At 39.5% G+C, this 20,735-nt stretch carries 25 protein-coding genes; 13 read left to right on the top strand and 12 right to left on the bottom strand.

Going from position 1 to position 20,735, the window contains the following annotated elements:
• The first annotated feature begins 16 nt into the window (after positions 1–16).
• From mfnA to QXI54_04110, 6 genes are read left to right on the top strand one after another with little or no spacing between them, the layout of a single operon-like run.
• Positions 17–1,114 carry a tyrosine decarboxylase MfnA gene (gene mfnA, locus QXI54_04135; GenBank protein ID MEM0302344.1) on the top strand — a complete coding sequence of 366 codons (1,098 nt, stop codon included), beginning with the start codon at positions 17–19 and terminating at the stop codon, positions 1,112–1,114.
• Between the two features lies 1 nt (position 1,115).
• Positions 1,116–1,265, top strand: coding sequence for a hypothetical protein (locus QXI54_04130; GenBank protein ID MEM0302343.1), 150 nt, complete (start codon positions 1,116–1,118; stop codon positions 1,263–1,265).
• Positions 1,262–2,287: a histidinol-phosphate transaminase gene (gene hisC / locus QXI54_04125; GenBank protein MEM0302342.1), complete on the top strand. Its 1,026-nt coding sequence runs from the start codon at positions 1,262–1,264 to the stop codon at positions 2,285–2,287. The genes QXI54_04130 and hisC overlap by 4 nt, the downstream gene beginning before the upstream one ends.
• A complete protein-coding gene (locus QXI54_04120) occupies positions 2,284–2,808 on the top strand; it encodes an adenylate kinase family protein (GenBank protein ID MEM0302341.1) in 525 nt (174 codons plus the stop codon). The genes hisC and QXI54_04120 overlap by 4 nt, the downstream gene beginning before the upstream one ends.
• Complete coding sequence (locus QXI54_04115) at positions 2,795–4,000, top strand: adenosylhomocysteinase (GenBank protein ID MEM0302340.1); 1,206 nt, start codon at positions 2,795–2,797, stop codon at positions 3,998–4,000. The genes QXI54_04120 and QXI54_04115 overlap by 14 nt, the downstream gene beginning before the upstream one ends.
• On the top strand, positions 3,997–4,407 hold the full coding sequence (locus tag QXI54_04110) for a hypothetical protein (GenBank protein MEM0302339.1): 411 nt from the start codon (positions 3,997–3,999) through the stop codon (positions 4,405–4,407). The genes QXI54_04115 and QXI54_04110 overlap by 4 nt, the downstream gene beginning before the upstream one ends.
• A gap of 45 nt (positions 4,408–4,452) precedes the next feature.
• On the opposite strand, the gene QXI54_04105 is transcribed toward QXI54_04110, so the two are convergent.
• The 3 genes from QXI54_04105 to QXI54_04095 all read right to left on the bottom strand — a co-directional run bounded on the left by QXI54_04105 (position 4,453) and on the right by QXI54_04095 (position 5,997).
• A complete protein-coding gene (locus tag QXI54_04105; GenBank protein ID MEM0302338.1) occupies positions 4,453–4,617 on the bottom strand; it encodes a hypothetical protein in 165 nt (54 codons plus the stop codon).
• A gap of 68 nt (positions 4,618–4,685) precedes the next feature.
• Complete coding sequence (locus QXI54_04100; protein ID MEM0302337.1) at positions 4,686–5,360, bottom strand: hypothetical protein; 675 nt, start codon at positions 5,358–5,360, stop codon at positions 4,686–4,688.
• Positions 5,361–5,424: 64 nt separating this feature from the next.
• Positions 5,425–5,997 (bottom strand): hypothetical protein, encoded by a 573-nt coding sequence (locus tag QXI54_04095; protein MEM0302336.1) that lies wholly within the window; start codon positions 5,995–5,997, stop codon positions 5,425–5,427.
• A 96-nt stretch (positions 5,998–6,093) separates the two neighbouring features.
• Between QXI54_04095 and QXI54_04090 the strand changes: the two genes are divergently transcribed.
• Positions 6,094–6,642 carry a TATA-box-binding protein gene (locus tag QXI54_04090; GenBank protein ID MEM0302335.1) on the top strand — a complete coding sequence of 183 codons (549 nt, stop codon included), beginning with the start codon at positions 6,094–6,096 and terminating at the stop codon, positions 6,640–6,642.
• Entirely contained in the window at positions 6,642–7,421 is a 780-nt protein-coding gene (locus QXI54_04085) for an HAD-IIA family hydrolase (GenBank protein ID MEM0302334.1), read from the top strand. The genes QXI54_04090 and QXI54_04085 overlap by 1 nt, the downstream gene beginning before the upstream one ends.
• Here QXI54_04085 and QXI54_04080 read toward each other — a convergent pair.
• Together QXI54_04080 and QXI54_04075 are read right to left on the bottom strand one after the other, a co-directional pair.
• Positions 7,418–9,535, bottom strand: a complete 2,118-nt coding sequence (locus QXI54_04080) for a PAS domain S-box protein (GenBank protein MEM0302333.1) — start codon at positions 9,533–9,535, stop codon at positions 7,418–7,420. The genes QXI54_04085 and QXI54_04080 overlap by 4 nt on opposite strands.
• Before the next feature lie 77 nt (positions 9,536–9,612).
• On the bottom strand, positions 9,613–10,767 hold the full coding sequence (locus QXI54_04075) for an LL-diaminopimelate aminotransferase (protein ID MEM0302332.1): 1,155 nt from the start codon (positions 10,765–10,767) through the stop codon (positions 9,613–9,615).
• Between the two features lie 80 nt (positions 10,768–10,847).
• Here QXI54_04075 and QXI54_04070 point away from each other — a divergent pair, with 80 nt between their 5' ends.
• Positions 10,848–11,672 (top strand): hypothetical protein, encoded by an 825-nt coding sequence (locus tag QXI54_04070; GenBank protein ID MEM0302331.1) that lies wholly within the window; start codon positions 10,848–10,850, stop codon positions 11,670–11,672.
• Positions 11,673–11,674: 2 nt separating this feature from the next.
• The gene (locus QXI54_04065) at positions 11,675–12,316 is read left to right on the top strand and encodes an RNA 2'-phosphotransferase (GenBank protein MEM0302330.1); all 642 of its coding nucleotides are present in this window, start codon (positions 11,675–11,677) and stop codon (positions 12,314–12,316) included.
• Here the strand turns inward: QXI54_04065 and QXI54_04060 are convergent.
• From QXI54_04060 to icd, 4 genes are read right to left on the bottom strand one after another with little or no spacing between them, the layout of a single operon-like run.
• Positions 12,298–12,540, bottom strand: coding sequence for a hypothetical protein (locus tag QXI54_04060; GenBank protein MEM0302329.1), 243 nt, complete (start codon positions 12,538–12,540; stop codon positions 12,298–12,300). The two genes, QXI54_04065 and QXI54_04060, sit on opposite strands and share 19 nt — an antisense overlap.
• 41 nt (positions 12,541–12,581) lie before the next feature.
• Entirely contained in the window at positions 12,582–13,313 is a 732-nt protein-coding gene (locus tag QXI54_04055) for a UPF0280 family protein (protein MEM0302328.1), read from the bottom strand.
• Positions 13,310–14,233: an NAD(P)/FAD-dependent oxidoreductase gene (locus tag QXI54_04050; GenBank protein ID MEM0302327.1), complete on the bottom strand. Its 924-nt coding sequence runs from the start codon at positions 14,231–14,233 to the stop codon at positions 13,310–13,312. The genes QXI54_04055 and QXI54_04050 overlap by 4 nt, the downstream gene beginning before the upstream one ends.
• Positions 14,230–15,465: an isocitrate dehydrogenase (NADP(+)) gene (gene icd / locus QXI54_04045; GenBank protein MEM0302326.1), complete on the bottom strand. Its 1,236-nt coding sequence runs from the start codon at positions 15,463–15,465 to the stop codon at positions 14,230–14,232. Before icd ends, QXI54_04050 begins: the two co-directional genes overlap by 4 nt.
• 145 nt (positions 15,466–15,610) lie before the next feature.
• Here icd and QXI54_04040 point away from each other — a divergent pair, with 145 nt between their 5' ends.
• Positions 15,611–15,961, top strand: a complete 351-nt coding sequence (locus tag QXI54_04040; protein MEM0302325.1) for a hypothetical protein — start codon at positions 15,611–15,613, stop codon at positions 15,959–15,961.
• Between the two features lie 34 nt (positions 15,962–15,995).
• Complete coding sequence (locus QXI54_04035; protein MEM0302324.1) at positions 15,996–16,985, top strand: methyltransferase; 990 nt, start codon at positions 15,996–15,998, stop codon at positions 16,983–16,985.
• 4 nt (positions 16,986–16,989) lie between these two features.
• On the opposite strand, the gene QXI54_04030 is transcribed toward QXI54_04035, so the two are convergent.
• Both QXI54_04030 and QXI54_04025 read right to left on the bottom strand, forming a co-directional pair.
• Positions 16,990–17,826 (bottom strand): hypothetical protein, encoded by an 837-nt coding sequence (locus tag QXI54_04030; protein MEM0302323.1) that lies wholly within the window; start codon positions 17,824–17,826, stop codon positions 16,990–16,992.
• Between the two features lie 6 nt (positions 17,827–17,832).
• The gene (locus tag QXI54_04025) at positions 17,833–18,267 is read right to left on the bottom strand and encodes a MerR family DNA-binding transcriptional regulator (GenBank protein ID MEM0302322.1); all 435 of its coding nucleotides are present in this window, start codon (positions 18,265–18,267) and stop codon (positions 17,833–17,835) included.
• Between the two features lie 107 nt (positions 18,268–18,374).
• Between QXI54_04025 and QXI54_04020 the strand changes: the two genes are divergently transcribed.
• Positions 18,375–19,619, top strand: coding sequence for an acyl-CoA dehydrogenase family protein (locus tag QXI54_04020; protein MEM0302321.1), 1,245 nt, complete (start codon positions 18,375–18,377; stop codon positions 19,617–19,619).
• Here the strand turns inward: QXI54_04020 and thiI are convergent.
• The gene (gene thiI / locus QXI54_04015) at positions 19,610–20,722 is read right to left on the bottom strand and encodes a tRNA uracil 4-sulfurtransferase ThiI (protein ID MEM0302320.1); all 1,113 of its coding nucleotides are present in this window, start codon (positions 20,720–20,722) and stop codon (positions 19,610–19,612) included. The genes QXI54_04020 and thiI overlap by 10 nt on opposite strands.
• Positions 20,723–20,735 lie beyond the last annotated feature (13 nt).

The raw sequence follows: 20,735 nt of genomic DNA, 5'->3' as shown, positions 1-20,735 counted from the left end.
TTCCTAAACTATGAGCATGGATGTGCTTGAAGAGCTTAGAAGTTTCAGGGAGAAAGATATACCATATTCGAGAGTTCTAAGTTCAATGTGCACTGTTCCACATGAAATAGCTGTTAAAGCTCATCAGCTTTTCATAGGGACAAATCTTGGCGATCCCGGTATTTTTCCAGGAACTGTTGAACTTGAAAAGAAGCTAATATCGATGCTTGGAGAACTACTACATAATAAAAACTGTGCAGGATATATCTGTTCAGGAGGAACAGAAGCGAATATTCAGGGCATAAGAGCTGCAAGAAATGTAAAAAGAAAAAAAGATCCAAATATCGTAATACCGAAAACTGCCCATTTTTCATTTGAAAAAATTTGTGATATCCTTTGTGTTGAAATCAGGAGAGCAGGGGTGGATGAGGAGTATAGAGTGGATTTAGCGGAAGTAGAGAAGTTGGTAGATGACAAAACGGTTGCGGTTGTCGGTATTGCTGGCACAACAGAGCTTGGACAGATAGATCCAATAGTAGAGCTTTCGAAAATTGCAGAAGAGAGAGTAATACCGATGCATGTGGATGCTGCATTTGGCGGGCTTGTCATTCCATTTATGGAAAAACCATATCCATTTGATTTTCAAAACGAGGGAGTATCTTCGATTACAATTGATCCGCACAAAATGGGTATGGCGACGATTCCCGCTGGAGGGATACTTTTTAAGAATGACAGCTTTTTGAGGGCCTTGGAAGTTGAAACACCATATCTAACGTCTAAAATGCAGTTCACCCTAACGGGAACTCGTCCCGGCACAGGTGTGGCTTCGGCATATGCAGTTCTTAAATCTCTCGGATTTGAGGGAATGAGGGAGATCGTGAAAAGATGTTTGAAAAATACGAGAATTCTCGTAGAAGAAATGTCTTTGCTCGGATTTGAGCCTGTGATAGAGCCCGTGATGAACGTTGTGGCATTTAAAACTGAAAAAGCTGAGGAGATAAAGCAGGAGCTTTACAGAAGGAGGTGGGTTATATCAACGATAAGGGAGCCGAAAGCGATAAGATTTGTTTTAATGCCTCACGTGACGGAAGAGGTTATAAAGAACTTCATTAGCGAGTTCAGGAGGGTGATATAAGATGGAGGTCAGATTGGTTGTGGATGGTGAAGAAATCGACCTTAATCCATTCGTGATGAAGGTTATTGGTAGAGTTGTTGAAGCTCTTGTAACTTCGCTCAAAGGTGTTGATGAAAACTGGAGAAAAATAGAATTAGAAGTGGTTAAATGAGGAAGTGCATCGAGTTTGAAAATTACGTGCCCGGAAAAAGTATCGAAGAAGTCAAAGAGATTTATGGTCTCGAGAGAGTTGTAAAGCTCGCTTCGAACGAGAATCCCTATGGAGCAAGTCCAAAGGCAATCGAAGTGGTCAGGAATTTTACCGATCTGCACAGGTATCCCAACCCGGAGTATAAGGTGCTCAGAGAAAAGCTTGCAGAATATACGGGCTGGGATGCGAATAGAATAGTTATAGGTGCGGGAATAGATGGGATTCTCGAGACCTTATTCAAAATTTTAATCGATCAAGGTGATGAGGTAATAATTCCAGTGCCTACATTCCAGTATTACGGTATTTTAACCCGTTTACACTGTGCTCGGGAGATTAGAGTTCAAAGAGATGAGAACTTTCGAATTCCGTATAAAATCTTTGAGTATCTAAGTAATAAGACTAAGCTCATCATCCTACCATTTCCAAACAATCCTACAGGTAACACAGAGGACCTCAAGCTTGTTAAGGAGCTTGCAGAATCCACCAAGGCAATTGTGTTTGTAGATGAAGCTTACGTCGAATTCTCAGACTCGAAGGTGGATTTAGATTTCGAAAATATCGTGATTGCGAGAACTATGTCAAAGGCCTTTGGTCTTGCAAACCTCCGTGTGGGTTATGCAAGACTTCCTGAATGGCTTGTAAAATACTATCGATCTGCCTCAACTCCATTTCCAGTATCAACTCTTGCAGAAAGGGCTGCGATAGCTTCTCTCGAAGATTTAGAGTGGATGAAGTGGTGTGTGGAGAGAATTAAAACAGAGAGGGAGAGACTCTTTAAAGAGCTCCGTGGTGTCACTCAGGCTTATCCTTCTCAGGCCAACTTCATATTTTTCAGGTCTAAAGATTGGCTTGCAGAGGAGTTGCTGAAAAGAGGTGTTATAATCAGGGATTGTAAGAGTTTTGGAGTTTCTGGATACAGAGTTACAGTCGGAAAGCCGGATGAAAACGATTTCTTCCTCGAAAAACTAAAAGAGTTGATATGATTGCCCTTACAGGAACTCCGGGTTGTGGTAAGAGCAGTGTCGCACAAGAATTAAAGCGTCGGGGTTATAAAGTAATTTCTGTTAAGGAATTTGCTGAAATGCACAAATGCATCATATTGCAGGGAAAAGAAGTTATTATAGATGTTGAAAAGCTCTCTCAATTCAGATTTGACGGTATCGTAGAGGGGCATCTCTCCCATTTGTTAAGACCTGAAATTTCGATAGTTTTACGTTGCAATCCACTTTTGATTAAGAAAAGACTCATTGAGCGTGGATGGGATTACAATAAGGTTATGGAAAACGTTGAAGCAGAGCTAATTGATGTAATACTCGTAGAAGCTTTGGAGAACTGTGAGAAGGTTTATGAAGTTGACACGACTGGGCTTAGAATTGAAGAAGTTGCAGATGTTATTGAGAAGATCCTTTCAGGTGAAACTGAGGGTTTCGAGCCCGGGAAAATAGATTGGATTTCCCTTCTTGAAGACAGAATTGAGGAGGTTACGAGATATGGAGGGTTTTAACAAAATTGCATGGGCGGAAAAGCACATGAAAGTTCTTGAAAAAATTAGAGAGGAGCTAAAGAGGGACAAACCCTTGGAGGGTTTAAAAGTTGGGATGGCCTTGCATGTTGAAGCAAAAACTGCAGTGCTTGTGGAAACCTTAATTGACGGGGGTGCAGAAGTTGCGATTACAGGATGCAATCCGATGAGCACTCAGGATGACGTTGCAGAAGCTTTGCGTTCAATGGGGATAAGGTGTTATGCAAAACGTGGCATGAGCGTTGAAGAATACTACTCCGCAATTTCAAAGGTGGCGGACTTCAAGCCAGACATAGTGGTGGATGATGGTGCAGATCTGATTTTTGAGCTCCACAAACGGCAACAGAAAGTTATGGGGGCGAGTGAAGAAACAACAACTGGAGTTATAAGGCTTAAAGCCATGGAAAAAGAAGGAGCTTTGAAATTTCCGGTTATCGCTGTAAACGACGCTTTTACAAAATTCTTGTTCGATAACCGCTATGGAACTGGACAGTCAACAGTAGATGGAATAATGAGAGCCACGAACATGCTTCTTGCGGGAAAAAAAGTCGTAGTTGCTGGGTATGGTTGGTGTGGGCGGGGAATTGCGATGCGTTGCAGGGGAATGGGGGCCAATGTTATAGTTACAGAAGTTGACGAGGTCAGAGCATTGGAAGCTTTGATGGACGGCTTTACCGTTATGGACATGGACTCAGCAAGCGAAATCGGGGACGTTTTCATAACCGCTACGGGCAACAGAGACGTTGTAAGACTTGAGCATATTAGAAAGATGAAAGACGGGGCAATTCTGGCAAACGCTGGGCATTTCAATGTCGAAGTCGATGTAAACACTCTTGAAAAGGTTGCAAGGAATGTTCGAGAAGTCAGGAAGAATGTCAAAGAATACGACTTGGGTAATAAAAAAGTCTATTTGCTTGCAGAAGGCAGGCTTGTGAATCTTGTTGCTGGCGATGGTCATCCAATAGAAGTAATGGACATGAGCTTCTCAGATCAGGCTTTGGCAGTTAGATATATTGCGGAGAACTGGGAGAAGCTCGAGAACAGGGTTTACAGATTGCCAGAAGAGCTTGATAGAAAAGTTGCAAGGCTAAAGCTTGAAACAATGGGTGTTAAGATTGACAAGCTTACTGAGGAGCAAATAAAATACCTTAGTGATTGGAGGAGCGGGACATGATCTGGAGCTACAGAGCCATAAAGAATCCTTTGGCGAGAAGAAAATGGCTTTATTTTATCTCATCACTGGTCTTAGTGATATTTGGCTATGGTCTATACAGAATTATTACTGAAGGGAATGTCATTCGCATAGCTTTGCTCATGACACTCTTTTCTTTGTTCATATTCCTTTACGCAATAATAACTCTCGGCAAACCCCGATACTACCTTTTAGACGAGGACTTAATAATTTACAAACCATTCAAGACCAAAATAAGCGATGTTAGGGGATTCAAGGTTGATGAGGGCAATCTGGTCATAAAGCTGGATAAAAAAGGGATCCTTGGAGTCAAAACGCTCTACTTCGAGAGGATCGAGGACCTTAGAGAGGTTGAGAGGTGGCTTAAAAGAAAAATAGGATCAAAGTGAGTTCAAGCACTAATGCAGAATTTTAAATTTTAAAAATGTTATTTTTTACTTCTTTCGTTCTCTTTTCTTGACGAACTGAATGATCTCCACAAGGATTGAAACTGGTAAACTGAAGAAGAAAACAATACCAAACAAATAAACGAGTGCCCTTGAAACCCCACTACATTCTCCGGTAAGCCCCGCCTCGAGACCACAGATTACACTAAACATTACCCAACCTATCATGCCTATCACAAACCAAATAGTTCCCCACAGGAGAGGTCTCATAGAAATAAATATTAGATTGTAAATGTTGTTCTGAATTCTTCTACAACATTCAATCCAGAATCAGCGACCTTGATTATCATAGAATGTTCTCCCGGCTCTTTTACACTCACAAACACAAAGTTCGCAGTATATGTTTTTATCTCTCCGGGCATTATTGGAACATTGTATTCATTTAAAATTCCTGTGTGTGGGTCTCCATTATCGATTGATAGCTTTATCCAATATACGTAACCTGGGCAATCCCCAATGTTCTTTAATGTTAAGCTAACTTTTTTGAGACTGTAACCCACGAATTCAAGATACTCAACTTCAATTTTTTTATCTACAAGCTGGAATTTTGGTCCTTGGAGAGTTAACTCCGTTTCATCTAATGTATTAATTCCATACTTCAGCGACAAGTAATATGTCCCCTCCTTTACGTTTAAACCCGAGAGACCAAAATAGAGAATTGCTGGTAGGTCCTTTTGCGACTCTACAAAGTTCGTATCTATCGTTCTTCTATCTGGTCCGATTAATTCTATTGTCAATGGAAACTTGTTTGTCTCTACGCTTACCTTTATTGCAGGTCTACCGTTAAAATCAGTTATTTCATAACCTGAAATTTTCGCTTTAACACCTTCGCTTTGGCAACCTGCGAGAATTACTGCTAAAAACACTCCACACAACACAATTATGTATTTTCTCATACTTTTTATTACACGAGTAACTATATAAATTTTTCTTCGAGTTTATGGGTTATTTAGTCAATTCTCAGGTTTTTAAGATCGAAATCCATAGATCTTCATATAATCCCTTTATTTCCAACTTTCCTGATAGTTTCTCTCTGATTGGCTTCAGGTTTTCCCAATCTTCGACACTCAACGGGTTCTCGTCAACTCTCTTAACGATTTGTTTTACCAATTCTCTTATTTTTTCTCCTCCTTTCTCGCTTTTAGGCACAACAAGCCAAACGTCGTAGAATAGAGTCGTTCTAAAAGCCCTTGGGATCTCTGCGAGAAGCTCAACAAAAATAAAGTCTTCTGTTTCAAGTCCAGAACGATAGTGAACCTTCTTTAATGTTGCAAGAAAAACGCCTGTAGGCAGAAAGAAAGCCAAAGCCAAGCCTTTTATAAGCTGTGCAGTTGAAATGTTAATTCCCTTCGATTCTCCAACCCTCTCAACTGCATTTTTTGCCTGTTCTCTATCCAATTCAGTAAGAGAAACTCCAAGTTTTTTAAAAATGTCTAAAGCAGGCTTTCTTGCCAAGAAACCCAGTCCAAAAACTTTCGAAGCTTTATCCAAAAACCTCTTGCTCACGAAAAGAACAAATGGTTCTTCGTTCATGTTTTAAAATGTTACTTCAAATTTAAAAATTTTGTTTCACTTTGACATCGTAGAAGCATTTATATACTTTATATACCATCACATTTGGGGTTTATTATGGAATACAAAATAAAGATCGAGAATGTTGTTGCTTCGACGCAGATTGGGGAGAACATAGATCTTGCAAAGATTGCAAAAGAAATTAAAGACTCAGAGTATAAACCAAAGCAATTTCCGGGACTTGTTTTGAGGACTAATGAGCCTAAAGCTGCAGCTCTTGTTTTTAGGAGTGGCAAGATTGTTTGCACGGGCTCGAAATCAGTGGATGATGCGAGGAGAGCGGTTAAGCAAATCGTAAAAATGCTCAAGGAAATCGGAATTTCTGTAATCGATGAGCCTGACGTTAAAGTTCAGAACATAGTCGCTTCTGCAGATCTTGGTACAGACCTAAATTTGAATGCAATAGCAGTCGGTTTAGGGCTTGAGAATGTTGAATATGAACCTGAGCAGTTTCCAGGACTTGTTTATCGACTTACAGATCCGAGGGTAGTTGTGCTGATATTTGGTTCAGGTAAGATGGTTGTAACAGGCGGTAAGAGTCCTGAAGATGCCCAAAAAGCTGTTGAGAGGATCTCAAATGAGCTAAAGATGCTTGGATTGATGTGATGCATCCTCTCCTAAAAAAGAGGGGTTTTATAGTAGACATAGACGGAGTCGTCGGGAGAAGTGTTGAGCCGATTGAAGAAGGAGTTAGAGGTGTTTTAAAGCTCCTAAATGCGGGTAAAAGGGTTGTTTTTGTTTCGAATAATTCAACAAGAAGTAGAAGGATACTGCTTGAAAGACTCAAATCTTTTGGAATCCCTACCACGGAGATAGACGTGGTTTCCGCAACTCACGCGACGGCAAGCTTTATAGCAAAAGAAAAGCCTAAAGCAAAAATTTTTACAACCGGCGAAGCCGGTTTAAAGGAAGAACTTGTGAATTCAGGCCTTGAATTGGTTGATTACAGGGATGCAGAGTATCTCGTTGTTGGTTCTAACAGAAATCTGAACTACGATCTGATGACCAAAGCACTGCGGTGCTGCCTTCGTGGAGTAAGATATATAGCAACAAACCCTGATAAGATCTTCCCTTCTGAAGATGGTCCAACTCCTGGAACTGGGCTTATTATTGGAGCTCTTTACTGGATGACTGGTAGATTGCCGGATGTAGTGGTTGGAAAACCGTCGAAAGTCATAATGATTGAAGCCCTACAAAAGCTCAACCTTAAGCCCGAGGAAGTTGTGGTGGTAGGAGATCAGATTGAAGTTGACGTGGTTGCTGGAAAAAGAATAGGCGCAGAGACGCTTCTCGTGTTGACTGGAGTTACGAGGAGAGAGGATATAGAGAACTCAGAAACAAAACCAGACTATGTTTTAAATTCTCTGGAAGATTTATTTAACTAATTGAAGTCTCTACTCTCCAGAATCTTTTTCATCTGGTAGGTTGCAAGCTCTTTAAACCTTAGCTCGTCCAGTATTTTCTCTATCCTGTTTGCATGTTCCCATATGTTCTTTATAACTTCTTCTTCTGGAACTTCATCTCGAATCTCCAAATAGCCTTTAATAACTGCAAGCGGATTTCTCAGCTTATCTGCAAGTTCTTCAAATTGCTCTAAATTCTCCATAATCAATTTTAATGCTCTTTCCTGCTCTTTCTCGACTTTAAGAGCTTTTAATCGCATTGATACATCCTGTGCAATTGTAGAGATAACTCTTAGCTCGTCTTCCGTAAATCTATGGCTTCTTTTGAGGATCAAAACACTGTGTAGTCTGTTCTCGTAAATTGGTAGAAAAGTCAACCATTTTCCATCTACAAACTTTTGAATGACCTCACCAGCGTTTATTTTATCCCGAACGGAGTCCAACAAATTCCATAAAAGGTCTTTTTTCTGCGAATGAACCCCGTTTGAATAGTAAACCAAAACTTTTGCATCCAATTTCTCCAGGCAGGACTTTAGCTTCGAAAAGATATTTATTTCTGACTTTTCTTGGATCAGCATCCCTTTAATTTCTCCTGCAACCCTTAAAAGTGTATTCATTCTCTTCAACATCTCTTCGTTTTCTTTAATGCTGGTTATGTCCGCAATGTTCACCATCACAGCAGGCGAACCTTTGTATTTTATTCTCTTGGCAAGAACTTTTAGCCATTTCTCTTTACCATCCTTAGTTATAACTTTTAGTTCATAACTGTCTGGAACTTCCAGCCCCTTTTCTCGTGCTCTATATCTTTCCATGGCAATCTCTCTGAATTCGGGAGAAATTATGCTGTAAGGATGGGGGAGGCTGTTTATCTCATCGATAGTATACCCAAGCATGCGAGCAACAACTTCATTTGCGAAAACAATTTTATTATCTTGAATAATAAATATACCTGTATGAGAGCTCTCGACAAGAGTTCGATAAAGAATATTTCTTTCTTCCAGCTTTTTTTCTATCTCTCTTTTGTCTGTAATATCCTCAAAACTTGTCAAAATCAACTTTCTACCCTTGTATTCCATCAAGCTGGCCATTATTCTTACATAGCCCCTCTCACCATCTTTTCTGCGAAATCTCGATATAATATCGATTTTATTTCCCTCAAGAATATCTTTTACGGCTTTTTTGAAATTTTCAACATCTTCTGGTTCAAAGAATATGTCTGCAGACTTCCCTAAAAGCTCTTCTTCTGAGTATCCGGTAATTTTGGTTACTGCTTTATTCGCAAAAATTATTTTAAAGTTCTCTATCAACAGTAGCCCTGCAAGATTGCTATCGATGATATTTCTGTAAAGTTCTTCCCTTCTTTTTAGTTCTTCCTCAAGCCTTGCTTTGTCGATTATGTCCTTTCCGACAATGATTCCAAAGGTCTTTTTCCCGGATTTTATATATCTAATTGCAACGTCAACTATTAGTTCCTCACCTTTAACCAGTCCTTTTATCGTGCTTCTTATAATCCCTCTGCTTTCAGTGGCTTTTTTTAGCAGTTCAGCAGTTTTTTCAAGCTCTTCAGGATGAACAAATGATAATACCGAAGCACCGAGAACCCTATTTTCGTCGATTTTATATCTTTTCAGAAAATTCTGATTGATGTTGAGAATCTTACCATCAACATCTACAACTGCTATAAAATCAGGATACGCCTCAAAAATCGTTTTATATGTTTCTTTGCTCTCTTCCAATTCTTTTTGAACTCTTTTTAGCTCTGTGATGTCTCTTAGCTCCAACACTGCTCTATAGTTGTCTATTTTTGAAATCACTACATCGGTCCATCTAAGTTCCCCACTTTTCTTTGGAATTTCAATCTCGAGTCTATAGGATTCCGTTTCACCATCAATGAATCTTTTTATGATATCAAAAACGTTTTTTTGGTATTTTTCCGGAATGAAATCAAGTATTTTTTTACCAATCAGGTAAGATGGCTCATAACCATAAACCCGAACTGCCGGGTTTGCATAAATTATTCTCGTTTCTAAGTCAACCAGAAGAACGGCATCCAGCATTTTATCCAGAACTTGTTCGAACTTCAGGTCACTTTCCAATCCCTTTTCACCTGTCTTCTGGTTTTTATCTTTGACATACTCAGGATTTATAAAATTAATCTTGGATATAATTCATTTTAAAATAATTTTTCCAGCCGTTTTACGGCTTCTGCGATTAATTCTTTGCTTCTTGTTAGTGCAAATCTAACATAGCCCTCTCCGTGTTTTCCAAAACCGATGCCCGGGGTTGCAACAATACCCGCACCATCAAGGATTCTTTTTACAAATTCTATGCTACTTCCATTGACTTTGCACCATACGTAGAACGTTGCAAGGGGTTTCTGTACTTTAAATCCTAATTTCTTCAACCCTTCTACGAGAATATCTCTCCTCTCAGTATAGATTCTGCAGTTTTCTTCTATAATCTTATCATCCCCTCTTAACGCTGCTATCCCTGCTTCTTGCACGGCTTCAAAGACACCGCTATCTACATTTGTTTTGACCTTTAACAGCCCCTTTAAAATTTCCTCGTTACCACACGCAAATCCAATTCGCCATCCTGTCATGTTGTAGGTTTTTGAAAGAGAGTTGAACTCTATAGTCACCTCAAAGGCATCCTCAAATTCCAAGAAGCTTATGGGGCGATAGCTATCGAGCCCTATTTCACCGTAAGCATAGTCGTGAGCCAAGATGATCTTGTTATCAATGCAAAAGTCTATTGCAGTTTTTATGAATTCCTTGTCTGCTATTGCTGCTGTTGGGTTGTTTGGGTAGTTTAAGAACATAATTTTGGTTCTTTTTGTGACTTCGCTGGGTATTGAATCCAAATTCGGTAAAAATCTATTCTCCTCATGAAGAGGAATGAAGAAAGGTCTTCCTCCGGCCATGACAGTTGAGGCATAATACACTGGATACCCTGGATCCGGAACAAGAACGTATTCGTTTTCATTGACAAAGGCAAGTGGTAAGTGAGCAATTCCCTCTTTTGAGCCTATTAAAGCGATTATTTCCTTATTTGGATCTAAGTCAACTCCTTTCCTTCTTTTGTAGAACTCTGAAACGCTTTCACGAAACTCCAGCATACCTTCGTAGCTTGGATATTTCTGTCTCTCAACTCTTTCAACTGCTTTTTGCATCGCGGAAACCACATGTTTTGGAGTTGGTAGATCCGGATCCCCAACTCCTAAATCGATAACTTTAACCCCCTCAGCAATCTTTTTCCTTTTCATCGCGTCTATTTCTGCAAAAAGATACGGTGGGATCTTTTTCATTCTTTCCGAGATCTCAAACATAGAGTCCCTTAATGCTGGTCAGCTATATCATTTTTTCTTTGTAGAGCAAAAGATTTAAAATTAATTCATAAACTTCAGCAGTGTGGCTAAGATTGGCAACTTCAGAAAATAAAGAGGAATTGCTCAAAATAGCTTCTGAGCTGAGAAGTTTGGGAGCAAAGGTAGAAATTAGAGAGATCGTAGAACTTGAGGAGGAAGAGCAATTTATCCTACGGGGAAAACTGAGTGAGCTTAGAAAGAATCCTGCTGGGGAAAAATACGCCAAAGAACTGGAAAGATGGGAAAGATGGATTCAAATTCTAAGAGGGATTTTAAAGGATGAGAGGATCAGTTATAATGAATTTATGGATAAATTTTTAAGCAAAGAAGCACCTGAAAGCTACGAAACTGCAAAAAAGTTCATAGAAGGGGGTTTAAGTGCTGAAGAGCTTATTTCCTCAGCAGAGAATGCGATAAGGATAAGGGTTATTTTAGATGAATTAACTTTCTTTTTGCTTAGAAATGGAATTGAAATTGGGGAATTCATTCGAGGTAATCTTCCAGAAGATCCTGAAGTCATTATAACTGTTGATGAAGCGAGTGATGGAAGCAAAAAGCTAACGACGATTCACTTCTTCCCAGTTTGGGAGCTTTATGTTGACGTTATAAGTCTACTTGGAGAAGAGGTTGAAAACAAAGAGCTTGGAAGTCTTCTTGGCGTAATCTCGAACATAATATTAAATATCGAAAAGACAGAAGATCTCGAGAAATTAAGAGAACTTAGCAGTGGATTGATTGAGGAGGAGAATGAAGAAATATTAATAAATTGTGAAGAGATCTTTGACCTAATTGTGAGATCGCTTGAAAAAGCGGGGATAGTTCGGGTTTCGGGTAAGAAGATAAAAATGAGAAAGAGGCAGTGGTAAAAATGGAAGAGATAAGATTTTGCCCATCTCATGGGTTTTATCGGGGAGAAATTTGTTCGTGTGGTGCAAAAGGGGAACTTGTGCTTAGCAAAGAAAAAGTAGAGAAACTGGGAAAGTTTGTTTCAGGACTTTTAAGACACTTTCCTCAGAAATTTGATTTGAAAATCGATGAGAACGGTTGGGTAAGCTTTGAAGCTTTGGCAAGAGTTGTTAGCAGAAGATATCCTTGGGCAAACAAGTGGGTGCTAAAGGCTATGATTTACAGTGATGAAAAGAAGAGGTATGAACTTAAGGGAGATAAGATCAGGGCAAGATATGGACACAGCATCGAAGTTAAATTAAGCGATATGCCTGAAGCTGAGGAGGACACTCTCTACTATGGAACAAGCGAAGAAGAGGCAAGCAGGATGCTTGAAATCGGTATAAAGCCTGTAAATCAGACTTATGTTCACTTATCAACTACAATCGAAAAAAGTCTTGAGGTAGCAGGTTTGAGAACAAAGAAGCCAATAGTTTTCGAAATAGATGCAAAACAGGCAAAAATAGATGGAATAAGAATTTTAAAGGCAAACGATTTAATCGCTTTAGCGAAGGAAATTCCAGCCAAATACATTAAAAAAATACATCAGTATTCTTCATCGTAGTAGAATTCTTCCTCTTCTTCTTCCTCCTCTTCTATTTCTTCTTCTTCATAGCTTTCCAGATCTTCGAGATCGAATTCCTCATTTGTGTCCAAGAGCAGTAGTTTACCCTGCTGATAGATCATTAGACATCCGCAGGACTTGCAATTAATCTCTACACCCTCATATAGATCGGAGATCTCAACTTCCTCACCGCAAGATGGGCACATGATGATTTTCACCGCCATAGAATAAGCTTAGCCCCCAATACAAATTTAAATTTTGCGCTTCAATCTCTGGAAGGCGGTTTAGTTATCAGGTCTTCCTTGAATTCTGCACTGACAATTTTTGGAATTTCTCCAGCAAAAGCTAAAATTTCATCTATTACCACGATTGCACCCTTTATATACTCCCGGTTCTTGAAATAAAAGTCTGAAAGAATTTTCTTTATATCTTCTTTTTCCGAAGTTTTTACAGCATTGCCAAGTGCAGTGGCAAAGGCATCTGCTATGCAGGCATTTTCCGCTATGATCGTTGCACAATCTGCCCATCCAAAGCTTACAGAAGGCCCTATTTTTCCACTTGAAGTGCAAATGGCTATTTTCTCACTTGGAGGTATTAAGAGGGCGAACTTTGATGGATAGATTCCTACTTTTAGTTCTTCATCCGAATAAATTGCAATGTCACCACCATTATCGACTACTGCAACATTAGCACCCGCATCTATCATCTTATCCACTGCAAATTGCGCAATTGCTCCAGCAACAGATGCCATTGGGCCTACGTTTGCAAGTCTTGCAGAATAACACATATTTCGGATAATTTTTTTTCCAGTGCATTTGGGGCAATTTAAAGGTTCGTAGCTTATTAAAAAATCCGGGTTAAGTCTAATATACTCCTCGATTTCGCTTCTTGCTTCCAGAATTGCTTTTACAGCCACTTTGTAGAATTCCACGTCTTCGGTAAGAATTGTAGTGTTCGTTTCTTTATATGAGAACTTGAATCTTTTGAACTTTTTCATATAAATATTCGCAAAAAGTCAATTAGAGAGTGCTCCACAAGTCTTTTTCGCTCCAGAGCTATTATTTTGGGTAGCAAATGAAATGCTGGCAAACCTTTAATTGCACTGTCCACAAATTTTTGCTCCCTTTCTATCCAGCTAAATTCATCTAAAATTCTTTTCTCGTAATTTTCAAGGTTTTTTAGACATTCAGAGAGAATCAAAGCAGATTTTAGAGCAGGGACGTTCCCTTCTCCGGCACCACTAACACAGCCTATGGCTTCTCCAACTCCAACAACCTTTCCATAGACAAACGGTCTGCATCTTGATGGTGGTAGCATTCTCAGCTCCGCTTTACAACTGCACTTTGATCCCTTCTCTGCGAAATCGAAACGTTCACGGAGTTTTTGAATCAGATAAGGAACTTTTTCTGGATAAACACTTCCTGCACCGATATGCCAATCGTCGCCGAGAGGAAATGCCCAAGCATAACCATGTCTTTCGAAATTTATAAAAATATTTTCATCTTTTTCATGGTTTTCAATAAACTGAAGTGTGTAGACAAATCTGTCCTGCTGAATTTTTGGTAAAAATGCTCTTTTTGAGCCAGTAGCGTCGACAATCAACTCTGATTCCGATTCTCTGAACTCGACATCCTTCCAAAGATCTGAAAGCAGTGCAAGCTTATCTGCAGTAACAACGCCTCTATTTCTTAGCTCAAGTCCGTTGACGACTATTTTTTTGGGTCTAACAAGGACGTAGTTGTCGAAATTTATACCAATCTTTGAGTATAGTTCTTTTGCCTCAGTATAAGCAAAGGCCCAGGCACATCTACAGTCAGGAGTTTTTCTAACGTCAAATATATTTGCCTTGATCCCGTTATTTGTTAAAAGTTTGTAAAGATAAGTTCCGGCCATTCCGGCTCCATATATCTGGATCATAGTGTATGTAGGTTATTAATTACTGCTTCAGCAAACTCTCTCGTTCCAACCAGCTTTCCTCCGATTTGGCGGTGGAGATCGTATGTTACAATACCCTCTTCTATAGTCATGACCACGGCTCTTTTTATCATTTCACTTTCTTTTTTCCATCCAAGATATTCGAACATCAGGGCTCCGGAAAGTATTTGCGCAGTTGGATTAACTTTGTTCTGACCGGCATATTTTGGAGCAGAACCGTGAATTGGTTCGAAGACAGCTATTCCGTCTCCTATGTTGCTTCCGGGAGCGATTCCTACACCACCAACGAGTGCTGCTGCGGTCTCGCTCAAATAATCCCCATTTAAATTTGGGAGAGCTATAACGTCGTATTCCTCACTTCTCAGAAGTATTTGCTGGAACATGTTATCCGCAATTCTGTCTTTAACTACGATTTTTCCAGGAGGTTGTTTACCGTCGAATTTGCTGTTTAGATCATCTTCTGTTATGCAGTAGTCGGAGAACTCCTGGGTTGCAACTTCGTAGCCCCAATCTCTAAAGGAACCCTCTGTGTATTTCATTATATTTCCTTTATGCACGAGAGTGACACTTTTCCTGTTGTTTTCGATGGCGTATCGTATTGCCATCCTTACAAGTCTCTTGGTAGCGAATTCACTTATTGGCTTTATACCTATTCCAGAATCCTTTCTAATCTTGACTCCAAATTCCTTTTCAAGTAATTCTATCAGTCTTAAAGCTTCTTTACTACCTTTTTGCCACTCAATTCCTGCATAAACGTCTTCAGTTGCCTCTCTGAATATCACAAAGTTAATCTTCTCTGGATTTTTTATTGGGCTTGGAATGCCTTTTAGGTGATAAACTGGTCGAACGTTGGCATATAGGTCGAGAATCTGCCTTAGTGCGACGTTTAGACTTCTATATCCTCCTGCTACTGGTGTTGTGAGTGGACCTTTCAGAGCGACCCTGAACTCTCTTATCGCGTTGAGAGTGTCTTCGGGTAAGTAATTTCCGTAAAGTTTGAAAGCCTCTTCGCCAGCGTAAACTTCAAACCAACAAATGTTTTTTCCAGTTAGTTCTGTAGCCTCATCCAGAACCCTTATCGCCGCTGGAACTACATCGACTCCGATCCCATCTCCTTTAAAGAACGGTATTATCGGGTTATCAGGCACTATGAGCTTTCCGTTCTCGTATTTTATCTTTTCTCCATCCTCAGGTGGTTTGACCTTTTGATACATGGAAAGCGTTCGGATTTGTGAATAAAAGCTTTTCACAGCTTTTGTGCTGGGGAATTGGAATTTCTAAAATAATTAAAGCTTGTCGATAAAGACTATAACTGAATTCAAAGGCAAAATTACTTTTTACAAAACATTTAGTATCTTTATGGAACCCCTATACAGACAACTTGGCCTTTCAGCCAAACAGGCGGGAGAAATAATGGCAGCGGTGACTGAATTGCTCTCGAAAAAGCTTGATGACGGGAAAATAATTGAAGAGCTTTGCAAGATTTATAAAGAGAAAGAGTTGATCTTTGGTGTTTTAACGCTGGGAAGAATTCTTGGAATGGTAATGGCCTTGAATGAGCCTGAGAAGGCGAGAGCAATAATTAAAGACTTTTTTAGATTTATAAAAATTTTGAAAGAAGAGGGAAAGGAAAAGCTTGCTGTTTTAATAGAAAAAGAAATATTGGAGGAGGCTGTTCGAGAAGTGGATAGATTGAAAGACGTCATCTAAGTAAGGTTTTTTAATTCTTGCTATAGGTATTGGTATGCTTGAAGTGTTAAGATTAAATTCAGAATGGTTAAGAGATCTGCTTATGCTTGAAGACTTTAAGACCTTTGCTTTGATAGATAACTGCCTGCGAATGGGATTTTTTGATTTGCTCAAGAAGCCGAAAAGCGTTGAAGAGATTTCGAATGAGCTAAATCTGAACTTAAAAGTTGTTGAAGCTATTTGCGAGTTATTTAAGTTTAAAAATTTGCTTATAGAGGACAGCGGTAAGTTCAGCCTTTCAGAGCTATCCAAGAATTTTCTAACATCCGATTCATCTTACTCGATTATCCAGTTATTCGACGAGAAACGTGAAGAGATCTCAACTTGGCTAAATCTTGAAAAATTTTTAAGAGGAGAGAGCAAAAGAAAAGAAAACGAGTTCTTCAAGAAAAGAATCATTTATTTAGGCAGAATGTCCCTTCTGAAGGATTTGAAGATAGTCTTCAAGATTGCAGAATATAGAGAGTTTCGGAAAGCTAAGAGACTCCTTGATCTTGGCGGAGGGCATGGATTATATGCTTATGCTTTTACCTTGCTTAACGAAAAGCTTGAAGCAACAGTTTTTGACCTTCCAGAAGTTGTAAAATCTGCTAAAGAGTTTCTCAAGAATTTCGACGCTAAAAGGGTAAATTTTGCTGAAGGAGACTTTTTTAAAGACGATCTTGGCAATGGCTACGATGTGGTCTTTTCATCTTTTAATCCTGGAGGAAAGCGTGCTGAGTTAATTCCAAAAATTCATAAAGCGCTAAACTTGGGTGGAATCTACGTAAACAGACAGTTCTTCCCAAGAGAAGGCTTTACGATTGAGGATCTGGAATGGAATCTTTGGGGGTTTGAGAGTTTAAAAAAGGGTTTTAAGGCTTATACGTTTGAGGGCGACGTTGCGTTTGATGAGTATTTGTCAAAGCTAAAAGACGTTGGGTTTGAAATATTGGATGTATTTGGAGAGGATTATAGGGTTATTGTTGCAAAAAAAGTTGCATGATCTATCAATTTTTGTGAAGAAGCAGAGAAATCATAAATCCTTGAGCGAAACTATCGAGGGTCATTTCGATTGCATGTCCAAAACGCAGTTCCAAAGGCCAAGTTACTGCTACCATTAGTGGCACAATCGCACCGATTACAGCAAGCAGTAGGCTAAAGTAGAAGCCAAGCCTCAAAATCTGCATCTTTAACAAAGCCAGTAAAGGAATAAAAGTTAAGTTATAGATAAATCCACGTAAGATCTCAATGGGGATTATTACTCCAATTTCTGGAATTTTCAATCCAAGTGGGGAATTTATGTAATAGCTTGCGGTGATTGGGGTAAAAATGTATCCAAAAAAGAAGTAAATCGGTGGGAAAAGTAGGGATGTCAATGAGAACCTGAAAATCCAATCCTTTCGACCTCTTGACAAAAAGTATCGCTTTATTTCTACCGAAATTTTTGAATTGACTTCCTTGGGTTTGAAAAGGATCGTGATTAGGAATGCAATTGTAAAGCCAACAAAAAATTGCTCTAAGAGTAGAAAGAGCTGGTAATTAATCTCGTAATTTGTATATATCGCTATTTCTGGTGCGCCAATTAGATATGAGAGCATGTAAATCACGAGAAAGTTCACCAGAAATCTTTCTCTGCTTTTTACTGGAATTGATTGTATCGGGATCATCACTGAAGCGATAAGAGTTCCTCCAACGAACAAGAGAACTAAAATCTCCAGAAAATTGAATTCATTTACTGGAGGAACAGCTCCAAGGATTTTACCGAATATTGCAGTGGTAATCACTGTCAAAACGTAAGCAATACCAACTATTAGCGTTTTTAGCAATAAAGATATATTTTCCACCTTATTTTACTGTTTTTCGACTTTATAACTTTTTTGCCCATTTTCCAATTCTTGCAATCTTTTCAGCAAAATCTCCCTAATTGCAAGCAAATCTTCCCTGAGCATTTCAAGATCCCGAATTTTCTCTTCAATTTCTTTAAGCTTTCTCTCTCCATATTTTAGTGTTAGCTTTATCTGCTCAGTCTCTCCAGCAACATCATACATTTCTATCATTTCTTTTATTTCGTTGAGGCTGAATCCAAGCTTTTTTCCACGCAGAATCAGCTTAAGTCTTGCTCTGTCCTTTTTAGTAAAAATTCTCTGATTTCCCGATGTTCTTTGTGGCGAAAGAAGACCAAGTTCCTCGTAGTATCTTATTGTTCTTGTGCTAATCTCGAATTCTTTAGCAAGTTCGGAAATTGTGTAAGTTTCCTTCTCTTTTTGTCGAGTTTTTCTTGGCATTAAAGCTAAAAAGTCGGCAAAACATAAAAATATTTCCATCTTATAAATGACATTAACGTAAACGTAAAATTTAAGTAGAGTTATACAGAAGTTAAAGCGGTGAGTGTATGCTCGAAAATGATTTCTTGCTGAGTGAAGAAGAAGTGAAGCTTCGAGAGAAGGTAAAGGAGTTCGTAGCGACCATTGATCCAGAACTAATTCGTAAAATGGATAGAAATGAGGTTGATTATCCCTACGAGTTTATTAAAGCCTGTGCAGAAAAAGGACTTTTGGGTTTGAGATTCCCTGAGGAGTATGGAGGCAAGGGAATGACATGGACTGCTGAAAGCGTTGCCCTTGAAGAAATAGGAGTCCTCGGAATGGGCATAGGCTGTGCGTATTCGATGGTAAGCATTGTTGGGGAGGCACTTTATAGATTTGGCAATGAATGGCAGAAAGAAGAGTTTTTAAAACCGATAATAAGAGGTAAAAAGATCTCCGCTGAAGGTCTAACGGAACCAAGAGGCGGAAGCGACTTCTTTGGCACGACTACGAAGGCTGAAAAGAGGGGTAATGTGTGGGTTTTGAATGGTTCGAAGAGGTTCATAGCAGGTGGCAAAGTGGCGGACTTTTATTTGATCTACGCAAGAACTGATCCGAATGCACCAAGTCATAGGGCTTTAACCGCCTTTATTGTGGAAAGGGATCGAGGGGTTGAAATCGAGGAACTTTACAACCTGATGGGCTTTCGTGGTATGGGAACAGCAAGAATAGTTTTCAAAGACATTGAAATTCCAAAAGAATATGTCCTTGGTGAGGTTAACAACGCGAGGCAGATATTCAATAGAATGATGATTCCTGAAAGGCTCACTTCTGCTGCGGGATCGCTTGGAGTTAGAGCAGCCTTGGAAATTGCAATGAAATATTCGGAGAAGAGAAAGGCGTTTGGCAGAAAGATAAGGGAATTTCAGGGCGTAAACTTTATGGTTGCAGAAGCTTTAGCAAAACTGGATGCAGCAAGAGCGCTTGTTTACAACGCAGCAAGAGCTGTTGATGCGTTTGATGCGGGTAAATCGAAGCTTGATCCCCGCAGACTCGTAAGCGAGGCCAAGCTCTTCGCTACAGAGGTTGCGTGGGACGTCGTGAATAAAGCTATGCAGATTCTTGGTGGAATAGGTTATACGCAGGTTTATCCAATTGAAAGAATGCTCAGAGATCTTCGTTTGGGACTTATTTGGACTGGGAGCAACGAGATCATGAAAGTGCTGATTCAGCACGAAGCCTACGAACTTCTTGGGCTACCATCGAAGGATAGAGATTACGAAAAAGATGCGATGGACTGGTATAAAGAGTGGGAAAAGGTTTACGAGTGAATCTCGATTATTTCTCCATTTTCCACCGCATTTTTTTCTAGTTCTTCGAATTCCTCGAATTCTTCCACAATCTCCTTTTTTGCTCTTGTTTCAGGATGCTTCGCAACCATTAGCGAACAGCAATCCTCATAGGGCAGGATTGAGATCTCGTATGTTCCAATTCTCTTTGCGAGCGAAATTATCTCTTCCTTGTCGAAGCCCAAGAGTGGTGAAAGAACTGCAAGTCGTGATGCTGAGTAAATAACGTTCAGATTATCGAGTGTCTGGCTTGCTACTTGAGAAATGTTATCTCCCGTTACTATGGCCTTGGCTCTCTCTTTTTCAGCAATCATATTTGCCATCCTCATCATACTCCTTCTGTAAACCACCATTCGGAGCTTGGGAGGAACGATTCGGATTATCTCCATCTGAACGCCTTCAAATGGAATCATATAAAGTTTCAAATCACCTTGATACTCTGCAAGCTTTTTGGCCAGCATTAAAATCTTTTTTCTCACATCGGGGGAATGTATGGTTCTATTGAAAAAGTGGACAACAACAACTTCACAACCCCGTTTCATAGCAAGAAAGCTCGCTACAGGGCTATCAATTCCTCCGGAAACGAGAGAGACAACTTTTCCAGCACTCCCAACCGGAAGTCCCCCGATACCGTCATATCTTTTGGAGTATACAAGTGCATAATTTTCACAGATCTCAACCCATACCGTGACATCGGGTTTTTCAAGATCTACCTTTTTACCTGTTTTTTCAACCACTACTTTCCCAAGTTCCCTGTTTATTTCGACGGAAGTAAGTGGAAATTTTTTGTTTCTTCTCGAAGCCGAAATTTTAAAAGAATTGAAATTATCCGGAAGCGTTTTTAAAACAGCAGATTCGATTGCAGACATATCGAGCTCAGTTTTATAGCCTACACCAAAGTATCTTATCCCCGGAATTTTCTTCAACTTCTCCTCAATGCCACTGTAGTATTCAACCTCAATCCATCCAAATCTTCTCTTTGCTTTTGCAAATCTGCAGATATTTTGGACGAGTCTCTTCTCAAAAAATGCTCTATTGGAACCCTTAATCCCTATTTCTCCGTAATGAACGATACAGATTTCCACAGAGTAATTGAGA

The organism is Archaeoglobaceae archaeon (assembly GCA_038734275.1).
In the GTDB taxonomy this organism is placed as follows: Archaea; Halobacteriota; Archaeoglobi; order Archaeoglobales; family Archaeoglobaceae; genus WYZ-LMO2.
The sequence above is the reverse complement of the archived record's forward strand: the minus strand, read 5'-3'. Positions and strand labels throughout refer to the sequence as shown.

What these genes read in the sequence shown, in the direction of transcription:
- mfnA (MEM0302344.1), top strand. Translation starts at nt 17, where the DNA reads ATGGATGTGCTTGAAGAGCTTAGAAGTTTCAGGGAGAAAGATATACCA.
- QXI54_04130 (MEM0302343.1), top strand. Translation starts at nt 1,116, where the DNA reads ATGGAGGTCAGATTGGTTGTGGATGGTGAAGAAATCGACCTTAATCCA.
- hisC (MEM0302342.1), top strand. Translation starts at nt 1,262, where the DNA reads ATGAGGAAGTGCATCGAGTTTGAAAATTACGTGCCCGGAAAAAGTATC.
- QXI54_04120 (MEM0302341.1), top strand. Translation starts at nt 2,284, where the DNA reads ATGATTGCCCTTACAGGAACTCCGGGTTGTGGTAAGAGCAGTGTCGCA.
- QXI54_04115 (MEM0302340.1), top strand. Translation starts at nt 2,795, where the DNA reads ATGGAGGGTTTTAACAAAATTGCATGGGCGGAAAAGCACATGAAAGTT.
- QXI54_04110 (MEM0302339.1), top strand. Translation starts at nt 3,997, where the DNA reads ATGATCTGGAGCTACAGAGCCATAAAGAATCCTTTGGCGAGAAGAAAA.
- QXI54_04105 (MEM0302338.1), bottom strand. Translation starts at nt 4,617, where the DNA reads ATGTTTAGTGTAATCTGTGGTCTCGAGGCGGGGCTTACCGGAGAATGT.
- QXI54_04100 (MEM0302337.1), bottom strand. Translation starts at nt 5,360, where the DNA reads ATGAGAAAATACATAATTGTGTTGTGTGGAGTGTTTTTAGCAGTAATT.
- QXI54_04095 (MEM0302336.1), bottom strand. Translation starts at nt 5,997, where the DNA reads ATGAACGAAGAACCATTTGTTCTTTTCGTGAGCAAGAGGTTTTTGGAT.
- QXI54_04090 (MEM0302335.1), top strand. Translation starts at nt 6,094, where the DNA reads ATGGAATACAAAATAAAGATCGAGAATGTTGTTGCTTCGACGCAGATT.
- QXI54_04085 (MEM0302334.1), top strand. Translation starts at nt 6,642, where the DNA reads ATGCATCCTCTCCTAAAAAAGAGGGGTTTTATAGTAGACATAGACGGA.
- QXI54_04075 (MEM0302332.1), bottom strand. Translation starts at nt 10,767, where the DNA reads ATGTTTGAGATCTCGGAAAGAATGAAAAAGATCCCACCGTATCTTTTT.
- QXI54_04065 (MEM0302330.1), top strand. Translation starts at nt 11,675, where the DNA reads ATGGAAGAGATAAGATTTTGCCCATCTCATGGGTTTTATCGGGGAGAA.
- QXI54_04060 (MEM0302329.1), bottom strand. Translation starts at nt 12,540, where the DNA reads ATGGCGGTGAAAATCATCATGTGCCCATCTTGCGGTGAGGAAGTTGAG.
- QXI54_04055 (MEM0302328.1), bottom strand. Translation starts at nt 13,313, where the DNA reads ATGAAAAAGTTCAAAAGATTCAAGTTCTCATATAAAGAAACGAACACT.
- QXI54_04050 (MEM0302327.1), bottom strand. Translation starts at nt 14,233, where the DNA reads ATGATCCAGATATATGGAGCCGGAATGGCCGGAACTTATCTTTACAAA.
- icd (MEM0302326.1), bottom strand. Translation starts at nt 15,465, where the DNA reads ATGTATCAAAAGGTCAAACCACCTGAGGATGGAGAAAAGATAAAATAC.
- QXI54_04040 (MEM0302325.1), top strand. Translation starts at nt 15,611, where the DNA reads ATGGAACCCCTATACAGACAACTTGGCCTTTCAGCCAAACAGGCGGGA.
- QXI54_04035 (MEM0302324.1), top strand. Translation starts at nt 15,996, where the DNA reads ATGCTTGAAGTGTTAAGATTAAATTCAGAATGGTTAAGAGATCTGCTT.
- QXI54_04025 (MEM0302322.1), bottom strand. Translation starts at nt 18,267, where the DNA reads ATGCCAAGAAAAACTCGACAAAAAGAGAAGGAAACTTACACAATTTCC.
- QXI54_04020 (MEM0302321.1), top strand. Translation starts at nt 18,375, where the DNA reads ATGCTCGAAAATGATTTCTTGCTGAGTGAAGAAGAAGTGAAGCTTCGA.